This window comes from Oscillochloris sp. ZM17-4 (genome assembly GCF_019599295.1).
Classification (GTDB): domain Bacteria; phylum Chloroflexota; class Chloroflexia; order Chloroflexales; family Chloroflexaceae; genus Oscillochloris.
Genome location: NZ_JAIEWN010000021.1, coordinates 51,860 through 61,518 on the forward strand (window position 1 = coordinate 51,860; position 9,659 = coordinate 61,518).

The following is a 9,659-nucleotide window of genomic DNA, read 5'->3' on the forward strand; positions in this document are numbered from 1 at the left end:
GGGGTATAGATCCGCGATGAGCGATCTCACCATCACGCCGATGGACGCGGCCGCCGCCGAGGAGACGACTGGCTGGCGCTACCCGCCGCCCTACGACATCTACGATCTCGACGAGGAGCCGGCGAAGCTCATCGCGATCTTCAGCGACCCGGCCTACGGCTACTTCCAGCTACGCGAGGGCGGGGCGCTGGTGGGATTCTGCTGCTTCGGCGAGGAGGGCCGGGTGCGCGGGGGCGACTACGCCGCGCCCGCCCTGGACCTGGGTATCGCCATGCGGCCTGACCTGACCGGGCGCGGGCTGGGGCGGCGCTACCTGGGGGCGATCCTCACCTTCGCCGAGTCGCAGTTTCGCCCGCCGGCCCTCCGGCTAACGGTGGCGGCCTTCAACGCGCGGGCCAGGCGGCTGTACGCCAACCTGGGCTTCCGCAGCGCGCAGCGCTTCAACTCGCCCGCCAGCGGCCGCGAGTACATCGTTATGCTGCGGCCTACGGCTGCGCCGGGGTGATCCGCGCAATCCTATCGACGCGAACACACCTCCGACAGCCCCACAAAAAACTGATGGTGCTGCGGCGCGGCGTAGCCGCGCCGCAGCACCATCAGTTTTTTGGGTGGGAGCGCTTCGCTCGCCCACCCCCTCACCGTGCGCGGTGTTGTCGCCGGGCACAGAATCTAACACAAATCAGACATAATAGCCTCTTGACGATATATCGTTAGCATGATATAGTCACGTCATCGAGATAACGATATATCGAAAGAAGGACTACAGGAATGCATAAGCGACACTACTACGGACACGACGAGGATCGGCACGAGGGGCGCGGACATCACCATGGGCCGCCCTGGACGCGGCACGATGAGGAGCACGACATGCCGCCCTGGGCCCGGCGGCGGATGGCCTTCTGGATGGCCCGCAAAGGGCGCGGCCCCTTCGGCGGCGGCCCCTTCGGCGGCGGCCCCTTTGGCGACGACCCCTTCGGCGGGGACGGCGGCCCGCGGCGGCGGCACCGCCGCGGCGATATCAAGTTCGCCCTGCTTGAGCTGCTGGCCGAGCAGCCCCGCCACGGCTACGACCTGATCAAGGAGCTTGAGAGCCGCTACGCCGGCTTCTACCGGCCGAGCCCCGGCACGGTCTACCCGACCCTGCAGCTGCTGGCGGACGAGGGCCACCTGACGAGCGAGCAGGCCGAGGGCAAGCGGATCTACACGATCACCGAGAGCGGCCGGCTGCTGCTGGCCGAGCGGCAGGGCGGGGGCGAGGGGCAGCACGGCTTCCGCCACGACGAGGGCGGCGAGGGGCTGGACGGCCTGCGGCGGAGCGCGCGGGCGCTGATCGAGGTCGTGATGCAGTCGGCTCGTCACGGCACCCCCGAGCAGGTTCAGGCCGTAGGCAAGGTGATCGATGGGGCGCGCCGCGAGGTCTATCGCATCCTGGCCGACAGCCCGGAGTAAGCGTGAGGCGAGCCTGTTCGAAGCGGGGTGGCGGGGGCTGCGCGCAGCTCCCGCCACCCCGCGTTGGTCGGTGCGGCGACGGCCCGCCGGGGGCTGAAGCCCATGTGCATTCGGTCAACCGAAACCGGATTGACCGCCCGTCGCTTTACGGGCCGGGTGCTCAGGGTGACAGCGTTACTTCTACGCAACAAAGAATAAATATCCCGCAACAGTTCGGAATGCACAACTATCGCACGCGAAACTTGTACTATTTGCACACAAAGAATGCATTGACAGCCCGCGCACAATCGGTATAATTTTATTCACAAACTTGTTCTCAACCTATCACAACCCCCCCGGCCCCTCCATGCGCACCCCTACGTGATCATGCGTATTCATGATCCATGTGGTTCGCGCGCCTAGCTACACCCCAGATCTCGCGGCATCGTATGCGCGCGAGCGGCGAACCTCATGCGTGCAACGGATGCACCATACGTCCAGGGATGGGCACACGATGACCACAAACGGCGCGTACCCCGTTCACCCGCGCGAGGCATCGGCCGAGGCGCTCCTTGACCGCCTGAGCGAGCCGCGCACCGCCGAGGCCCTGCACCGCCTGCTCGACCACGCCGAGCTGCTGGCCTTCTCGGCCGGCGCCCTCGACGGGCTCGTCCGCCGCGGCGAGGCGATCGCCGACAATATCGCCGCCGGCGTCGCCGAGGTGAAGCAGGCCATCCCCGCCGACAGCGGCCAGTATGTGGCCAGCCTCTCCAGCCTCGCCGGCGACCTGCCGGCCCTCAGCGCGACGGCCGGCCAGCTGGCGCGGCTCTCGGCCTCGCCCGAGTTCAAGACGACGATGGAGACCCTCGGCGACCCGGCCACGCTCAGCGCGCTCACCACGCTGCTCGGCAATATGGACCTGCTCGTCTTCGGGGTGGCGGCCGTCGATGGGGCGATGCGCCGGGGCGAGGAGCTGACCGACAACATCCGCGCGAGCCTGACCGAGCTGCGCGAGAAGTCGGCCGGCGGCCCGCTCGACCTGGAGCAGCTGGTGGGCGCGGCCAACGATCTGCTGCCCAGGCTGCCGGCCCTGATCGCCACCATGAACGCCTTCCTGCCCATGCTGCCGCGCCTCGCCACCGTCGCCCCCAAGTTTATCGATGTCATCGAGCGGCTGGAGCCCTTCGTCGCCTCGCCCGAGTTCGACGCCCTGCTTAGCTCGGGCGTCTTCCACCCGCACACGGTGCAGGTGGTGGGCCAGGCCGGCGACGCCTTCGCCGAGACCTATGATGAGAGCCGGCGCCAGCCGAAGCGGCTCAATATCCTGGGCATGCTGCGCTCGCTGGGCGACCCCGACATCCAGCGCGCCGCCAGCCTCGTGGTGGCCTTCGGCAAGCGGTTCGGCCAGAGCCTGAAGAAATAACCTCATGCACGAACTTTCGATCGCCATGAGCCTCGTCCAGATGGCCGATGAGGCCGCCCGCAAGGCCGAGGCCACCCAGGTGACGGCCCTCTACGTCCGTGTCGGCGCGCTCTCGTCGGTCGTGCCCGACGCCCTGCGCTTCAGCTTCGACCTTGCCGCCGCCGGGACGCTGGTTGAGGGCGCCCGCCTGGAGATCGAGGAGCTTCCCGTGCGCGTCTTCTGCATCCACTGCGGGGTCGAGTCCGAGCTGCCGAGCCCGCAGGTCTTCCGCTGCCCGATCTGCCAGCGCCCGACCGGGCAGCTGGTCCAGGGCCGCGAGCTGGAGCTGACATCCCTGGAGGTCGAATGAGCAACTCACCCCGCATGATCGACGTGCGCCAGAGCGTGCTGAGCAAGAACGACCGGCTCGCCCAGGAGCTGCGCGCCCGCTTCGACGCCGCCGGCGTGCGGGTGCTCAACCTGCTCTCCAGCCCCGGCGCCGGCAAGACCCGCCTGCTTGAGGAGACCTTGCGCCGCCTCGGCGAGCGCTACCGGGTGGCCGCCCTGGTGGGCGACCTGGCCACCGATAACGACGCCCGCCGCCTGGCCCGCAGCGGCGCGGCCGTGCGCCAGATCGAGACCGGCGGCCTCTGTCACCTGGAGGCCGACCTGGTGACGAGCCACCTGGAGGGCTGGGACCTGGCCGGCTTCGACTTCCTGTTCATCGAGAATGTGGGCAACCTGGTCTGCCCCACCGGGTACGACCTGGGCGAGCACGGGCGGGTGGTGCTGATGGCGGTGACCGAGGGCGAGGACAAGCCGCTCAAGTACCCCGGCACCTTCCAGTGGGCCAACCTGGTGCTGATCTCGAAGCTCGACATGGCCGAGGCGGCCGAGTTCGACGCCGCCGCCGCCCACGAGAGCATCGAGTCGGTCCACCCCGACGTGACGATCATCGCCACCTCGGCCCGCACCGGCGCGGGCATGGGCGAGTGGATGGCCTGGCTTGAGGCGCTGCGCGCCGACTAGCCTCCAAAAGATTTTTAATCAGCGGCGGTAGCGAAGCTACCGCCGCTGATTAGAAATACATTTTACGCAATACCGCAGAAGTCACGCTGTCACCCAGGAAGCCACATCTCCATGTCACCCTGAGCGAAGCGAAGGGTCTTCCCACCACGGTCATGGGAAGATTCCTCGCTGCGCTCGGAATGACACCAGTGACCGCGTGACTTCTGCGGTACTGCCATTTTACACACCGCATGGGCGCAGCGTGTTGCGCCTAAACAGGAGGAGCTGATGGCGACACTGCTGTGGTTGCAAGGGGGCGCGTGTAGCGGAAACACGATGTCCTTCCTCAACGCCGAGGAGCCGAGCGCGTGCGATCTGGTGACGGACTTCGGGATCGATATCCTCTGGCACCCCTCGCTGGGGATGGAGCTCGGCGAGCAGGCCCAGGAGATCTTCTACGCCTGCGCGAAGGGCGAGCGCCCGCTCGACATCTTCGTCTTCGAGGGCACGGTGATCATGGGGCCGAACGGCTCCGGGCGCATGGACATGTTCGCCGACCGGCCCATGAAGGACTGGGTGATCGAGCTGGCCAACCAGGCCAGCATCGTGGTCGCCCTCGGCGACTGCGCCTGCTGGGGCGGCATCCCGGCCATGGCCCCCAACCCCAGCGAGTCGGTCGGCATGCAGTACCTCAAGCGCAACAGGGGCGGATTCCTCGGCCCCGACTGGGTCTCCAAGGCCGGCCTGCCGGTGATCAACATCCCCGGCTGCCCCACCCACCCCGACTGGGTCACGCAGATCCTGGTCGCCGTGGCCAGCGGGCGCACCGCCGACATCAGCCTGGACGACCTGCAGCGCCCGGCGACCTTCTTCAAGAGCTTCACGCAGACGGGCTGCACCCGCGTGCAGTTCTTCGAGTACAAGCAGTCGACGATGGAGTTCGGCCAGGGCACGCGCACCGGCTGCCTCTTCTACGAGTTCGGCTGCCGCGGCCCGATGACCCACTCGCCATGCAACCGCATCCTCTGGAACCGCCAGTCCTCGAAGACCCGCGCCGGCATGCCCTGCACCGGCTGCACCGAGCCCGAGTTCCCCTTCTTCGACCTGGCCCCCGGCACGGTCTTCAAGACCCAGAAGATCAGCGGGGCCATCCCCAAGGAGGTGCCCACCGGCACCGACCCGATCAGCTACATGGCCCTGGCCGCCGCCGCCCGCGTCGCCGCGCCCAAGTGGAGCAAGGAGGATATGTTCGTGGTGTAAACACCACGAACATATCGGGGCAAAGCCTGTAAGGGCGCCCCAGCGTGGGCGCCCACACTGAAGGAGCACACATTCCATGGCGACGATTGCCGAGAAGAAGACCCTCGACATGCGGATCAGCCCGCTCGGCCGGGTCGAGGGCGACCTCGACCTGCGGGTGAGCGTGCGCGACGGGGTCGTGACTAGCGCGTGGACCGAGGCGGCCATGTTCCGCGGCTTCGAGATCATCCTCAAGGGCAAGGACCCGCAGGCCGGCCTGATCGTCACCCCGCGCATCTGCGGGATCTGCGGCGGCAGCCACCTGACCAAGGCGGTCTACGCCCTCGACACGGCCTGGGGCACTGAGGTGCCGCCGAATGCGACCCTGGTGCGCAATATCGCCCAGGCCTGCGAGACGCTCCAGAGCATCCCGCGCTGGTTCTACGCCCTGTTCGCGATCGACCTGACCAATAAGAACTACGCCCAGATCGAGGGCTACGACGAGGCGGTGCGCCGATTCGCCCCCTTCGTCGGCACCAGCTACGAGCACGGCGTCACCACCTCGGGCAAGCCGGTCGAGATCTACGCGATCTTCGGCGGCCAGTGGCCCCACTCCAGCTTCATGGTGCCCGGCGGCGTCATGTGCGGCCCGACTCTGTCGGATGTGACCCGCGCGATCTCCATCCTGGAGTACTGGAAGGACGAGTGGCTGGAGAAGCACTGGCTGGGCTGCTCGGTCGACCGCTGGCTGGAGAATAAGACCTGGCAGGATGTGCTGGCCTGGGTGGACGAGAACGAGAGCCACTACAACTCCGACTGCGGCTTCTTCATCCGCTTCGCGATGAAGTGCGGGCTGGACACGTTCGGCCAGGGCTGCGGCAACTTCCTGGCCACCGGCACCTACTTCAACCCCGAGAAGTATGGCCGCCCGACGATCGACGGCCGCAACGCGGCCCTGATCAACCGCTCGGGCGTCTACGCCAATGGCAGCTACTACGACTTCGACCAGGCCAACGTGCGCGAAGATATCAGCCACTCGTTCTACCAGGGCAACCACGCGCTGCACCCCTTCGATGGCCGCACCGAGCCAATCGACCCGGCCGACGGCCACAAGCAGGGCAAGTACTCCTGGGCCAAGTCGCCGCGCTACGAGATCCCCGGCATGGGCCACACGCCCCTGGAGGCAGGCCCGCTCTCGCGCCAGGTGATGGCCGGCAAGCCCGGCGCCGAGGGCTGGCAGGACTTCGACCCGCTCTTCCACGACGCGATCGGCACCGTCGGCCCCAGCGTGCTGGTGCGCGTCATGGCGCGCATGCACGAGGCCGCCAAGTACTACAAGCTGACCCGCGGCTGGCTCGACCAGCTCAACCTGCACGAGAAGTTCTACATCAAGCCCAAGGAGCTGGCCGACGGCCGCGGCTTCGGCTCCACCGAGGCCGCCCGCGGCAGCCTCTCGGACTGGATCGTGATCAAGGACGGCAAGATCGAGAACTACCAGGTCGTCACGCCCACCGCATGGAACATCGGCCCGCGCGACGGCAAGGATGTGCTCGGCCCCATGGAGCAGGCCTTCATCGGCACCAAGATCGCCGACACCCGCGACCCGGTCGAGCTCGGCCACGTGGCCCGCAGCTTCGACTCCTGCCTGGTCTGCACCGTCCACGCCTACGACGAGAAGACCGGACAGGAGCTCTCGCGCTTCCAGATCGGCGGCGTGTGTTAACGAGGGTACAGGGTACAGGGTACAGGGTATAGGGTTAGGGCTTACGCAGCTGAGGCCATACAGATGCTTCACTTCGTTCAGCATGACATGGCATTGCAATGCGATCAGATGCCAACTGCGTAAGTCCTAATGGTATAGTCGACCGCCAACCCTGTACCCTGTACCCTGTACCCTGTACCCTATGGACACACTGATCATCGGCTGCGGCAACCTGCTGCGCGGCGACGACGGGGTCGGCCCGATTATGGTGCGGCGCATGTGGGAGATCGGCCTGCCCGAGGGGGTGCGACTGGCCGACGGCGGCACCGCCGGCATGGACGTGGCCTTCAAGATGCGCGGGGCCGATAGGGTGATCATCGTCGACGCCTCGCGGGTCGGCGCGGAGCCCGGCACGCTCTACAAGGTGCCCGGCCACGAGCTGGAGCATCTGCCGCCGCTCACCGGGATCAACCAGCATGCCTTCCGATGGGACCACGCCCTCGCCTTCGGGCGCTGGCTGCTCAAGGAGGAGTACCCGCGCGACATCACCGTCTACCTGATCGAGGGCGAGGACTTCGCCTTCGGCGCGCCGCTCAGCCCCGCCGTCGCCGCGCGCATGGAGGAGCTGGCGAGTTTTCTGTGCGGGCAACCCGGCAGGGAGGGCCAGGGAGGGCTTTGCCCTCCCTGAAACCTTCCCCTTTTTCGAGGAAAAGGCATTTGGATGTCGAGCTGACAGACAAAGGCTACCTGCACCTCCCGGCCGACCTGGCCCGCCAGCGCTTCCCGAGCGACACCCTGGTGGCCCTGGTGCGCGGCCCGGAGCTTTGGCTGCTGCCCACGCGCGGCGCGGCCGCAGGCGGGCTGCTGCTCAAGCAGCGCAACAGCGCGGGCGACCGCAGCGTGCTGATCTGGGAGCTGCTGCCGCCCGGCACCGCCCCCGGCCCGCGACCGGCCTTCTGGGACGCGGGCACCGGCGCGCTGCGGGTGGCCATCGCCGATGAGTAGGGGCACAGCAGGCGGCACCTGCTGCGCCCCGACAGGAGTACAATGACCCAGATCACCCTTCGCCCCCAGCCGCTCGGCATCTTCCCGCTCCCGGCGAGCTACCTGGCGCTGCCCGCAGCTCCCGACGCCGAGGCGGCGCTTGAGGCGCTGATGCGCGGACATATCCCTGAGGCCATGCCGCCGGCCTGGCGCTTCTACGGCCTGGCCCTGGCCGGCGACCGCGACGCGGCACTGGCCGCCCTGGCCGATGACGGCTCGCCCCTGGCCGGCTACAACCGCTTCGTGCTCAGCGGCAGCCCGGCCGACTACGCCGCCCGCGCCGGCGTGCCGCCCGGCGAGCTGGCCACGCTCTTCGAGCTGGTGGCCTACACCCTCGGCTACAGCGAGCGCCCGCCCGCGCCCGCCGAGAGCGACGGCGAGCTGCGCGCCCTGATCATGATGGCCCAGGGCAGCGCGGCCCTGGAGCGCGGCGACCTCCAGGCCGCCGAGGCCGAGCTTGGCGCGGCCCTGGATCTCGCCCGCGACAGCTCGCCCCTCCTGGCCGCCCATCTCGCCATGACGCTGGCCGACACCCGCGCCCAGCGCGTCGGGCCGGACGCCGTCGGCATCCAGCACCTGCGCGAGGCCATGGGCATGCTCAGGGGCTCCGGCCTGGGCGAGCTCTACGCCCAGGCGGCCCTAGAGCTCGGCATACGCTACCAGGAGATCGCCCGCGCCCAGCGCGGCCCGCTGCTGGAGGCGGTGAAGTGCTACCAGGAGGCCCTGCGCGTCTTCAAGCGGGCCAGCCACCCCGAGCTGTTCGCCCTCGCCCAGGGCAACCTGGCCCTGGCCTACCTGGCCATGCCCATGACCGAGGCCAGCGACCAGCTGCGGGTCGGGATCGCCGTGCAGGCCCTGCGCGAGGCCCTGACGATCTACACCCGCGAGCGGCACCCCGCGCAGTGGGCCAGCGCCCGCCTGAACCTGGCCAACGCCCTCCAGCACCTGCCCTCGGCCCACCCCTCCGACAACCTCGTCGAGGCGGTGGAGATCTACGAGGGGCTGCTGGACGCCCGCAGCCCCCAGCGCGACCCGCTCGGCTACGCGCGGATCCTGGCCAACCAGGGCAACGCACTGGCCCACCTCGGCATCTTCGACCACGCCGTCTCGAAGCTGGGGCAGGCCCGCCAGCTCTTCGCCGGGGCCGGCGACGACGACTCGGCCGCCGCCGTCGCCGGCATCCTCGCCGAGATCGCCAGCACAAGGGAGACGCATGGACCCGCATCAGCGCCAGCAGTTTGACCTCCTGCTCGCCACCGCCGGCGAGCGCTTCGTCGAGCGGATCGTCCAGCGCTGCGCCGGGGCCGAGAACGCCCTGGCCCGCCTGCGCGCCGACCCGCAGGGCGAGGGGGTCTGGCTCGACCAGTTCGTCGCCGCGATCTTTCAGGACTTCCTGCTCGATAGCCCGGCCGGGGCCTGCTTCGTGCTCCAGGCGATCGCCAAGCGCCCAACCGCCCCGCCCGCCCCCGGCCCGATCGAGGCCATGCTCCAGCAGATGGCCCGCCGCGCCTTCGCCGACCTGCTCGCCTCCCGCGTCGAGGAGGTCATGGAGCAGGCGGTGAGCTACGGCTAAGACAAGGGTACAGGGCACAGGGTACAGGGTACAGGTGGAGCGCGTCAACAAGCGATACGTGACACTTTAGGGTGGCAGCCCTACATCTGGAGGATCAACGATGACCGCTGCGGAGCAGCAGATAGCCGGCGAGCTGGAGCGGCTGGCCGAGCAGGTCGACACGGCCACGGCGGCGGCCCGCGCCCTTGAGGGCGACGCCGCCAGCAAGGCGATCGCCCTCAAGGACGCCGTCGAGGCCTTCCACAAGGCCGGCGTGACGAAGA

At 68.6% G+C, this 9,659-nt stretch carries 11 protein-coding genes; all 11 read left to right on the top strand.

The window, feature by feature from the left end:
• Positions 1–16: 16 nt before the first annotated feature.
• The 11 genes from K2Z83_RS16015 to K2Z83_RS16065 all read left to right on the top strand — a co-directional run bounded on the left by K2Z83_RS16015 (position 17) and on the right by K2Z83_RS16065 (position 9,396).
• Entirely contained in the window at positions 17–505 is a 489-nt protein-coding gene (locus K2Z83_RS16015; protein WP_220596195.1) for a GNAT family N-acetyltransferase, read from the top strand.
• 263 nt (positions 506–768) lie between these two features.
• Complete coding sequence (locus tag K2Z83_RS16020) at positions 769–1,449, top strand: PadR family transcriptional regulator (RefSeq protein ID WP_220596196.1); 681 nt, start codon at positions 769–771, stop codon at positions 1,447–1,449.
• A 493-nt stretch (positions 1,450–1,942) separates the two neighbouring features.
• Complete coding sequence (locus K2Z83_RS16025; RefSeq protein ID WP_220596197.1) at positions 1,943–2,851, top strand: DUF1641 domain-containing protein; 909 nt, start codon at positions 1,943–1,945, stop codon at positions 2,849–2,851.
• A 4-nt stretch (positions 2,852–2,855) separates the two neighbouring features.
• The gene (gene hypA, locus K2Z83_RS16030; RefSeq protein ID WP_220596198.1) at positions 2,856–3,200 is read left to right on the top strand and encodes a hydrogenase maturation nickel metallochaperone HypA; all 345 of its coding nucleotides are present in this window, start codon (positions 2,856–2,858) and stop codon (positions 3,198–3,200) included.
• Positions 3,197–3,859, top strand: coding sequence for a hydrogenase nickel incorporation protein HypB (gene hypB, locus K2Z83_RS16035; RefSeq protein ID WP_220596199.1), 663 nt, complete (start codon positions 3,197–3,199; stop codon positions 3,857–3,859). Before hypA ends, hypB begins: the two co-directional genes overlap by 4 nt.
• 267 nt (positions 3,860–4,126) lie before the next feature.
• Entirely contained in the window at positions 4,127–5,098 is a 972-nt protein-coding gene (locus K2Z83_RS16040) for a hydrogenase (RefSeq protein WP_220596200.1), read from the top strand.
• Positions 5,099–5,174: 76 nt separating this feature from the next.
• Positions 5,175–6,800 carry a nickel-dependent hydrogenase large subunit gene (locus K2Z83_RS16045; protein ID WP_220596201.1) on the top strand — a complete coding sequence of 542 codons (1,626 nt, stop codon included), beginning with the start codon at positions 5,175–5,177 and terminating at the stop codon, positions 6,798–6,800.
• A 181-nt stretch (positions 6,801–6,981) separates the two neighbouring features.
• Positions 6,982–7,467, top strand: a complete 486-nt coding sequence (locus tag K2Z83_RS16050) for a hydrogenase maturation protease (protein ID WP_220596202.1) — start codon at positions 6,982–6,984, stop codon at positions 7,465–7,467.
• A 29-nt stretch (positions 7,468–7,496) separates the two neighbouring features.
• A complete protein-coding gene (locus tag K2Z83_RS16055; protein ID WP_220596203.1) occupies positions 7,497–7,784 on the top strand; it encodes a hydrogenase maturation protease in 288 nt (95 codons plus the stop codon).
• A 42-nt stretch (positions 7,785–7,826) separates the two neighbouring features.
• Positions 7,827–9,065, top strand: a complete 1,239-nt coding sequence (locus tag K2Z83_RS16060; RefSeq protein ID WP_220596204.1) for a hypothetical protein — start codon at positions 7,827–7,829, stop codon at positions 9,063–9,065.
• The gene (locus K2Z83_RS16065; RefSeq protein ID WP_220596205.1) at positions 9,037–9,396 is read left to right on the top strand and encodes a hypothetical protein; all 360 of its coding nucleotides are present in this window, start codon (positions 9,037–9,039) and stop codon (positions 9,394–9,396) included. The genes K2Z83_RS16060 and K2Z83_RS16065 overlap by 29 nt, the downstream gene beginning before the upstream one ends.
• The last annotated feature ends 263 nt before the right edge of the window (positions 9,397–9,659 follow it).

Coding starts and splice junctions, on each gene's coding strand:
- K2Z83_RS16015 (WP_220596195.1), top strand. CDS start 17: ATGAGCGATCTCACCATCACGCCGATGGACGCGGCCGCCGCCGAGGAG.
- K2Z83_RS16020 (WP_220596196.1), top strand. CDS start 769: ATGCATAAGCGACACTACTACGGACACGACGAGGATCGGCACGAGGGG.
- K2Z83_RS16025 (WP_220596197.1), top strand. CDS start 1,943: ATGACCACAAACGGCGCGTACCCCGTTCACCCGCGCGAGGCATCGGCC.
- hypA (WP_220596198.1), top strand. CDS start 2,856: ATGCACGAACTTTCGATCGCCATGAGCCTCGTCCAGATGGCCGATGAG.
- hypB (WP_220596199.1), top strand. CDS start 3,197: ATGAGCAACTCACCCCGCATGATCGACGTGCGCCAGAGCGTGCTGAGC.
- K2Z83_RS16040 (WP_220596200.1), top strand. CDS start 4,127: ATGGCGACACTGCTGTGGTTGCAAGGGGGCGCGTGTAGCGGAAACACG.
- K2Z83_RS16045 (WP_220596201.1), top strand. CDS start 5,175: ATGGCGACGATTGCCGAGAAGAAGACCCTCGACATGCGGATCAGCCCG.
- K2Z83_RS16050 (WP_220596202.1), top strand. CDS start 6,982: ATGGACACACTGATCATCGGCTGCGGCAACCTGCTGCGCGGCGACGAC.
- K2Z83_RS16060 (WP_220596204.1), top strand. CDS start 7,827: ATGACCCAGATCACCCTTCGCCCCCAGCCGCTCGGCATCTTCCCGCTC.
- K2Z83_RS16065 (WP_220596205.1), top strand. CDS start 9,037: ATGGACCCGCATCAGCGCCAGCAGTTTGACCTCCTGCTCGCCACCGCC.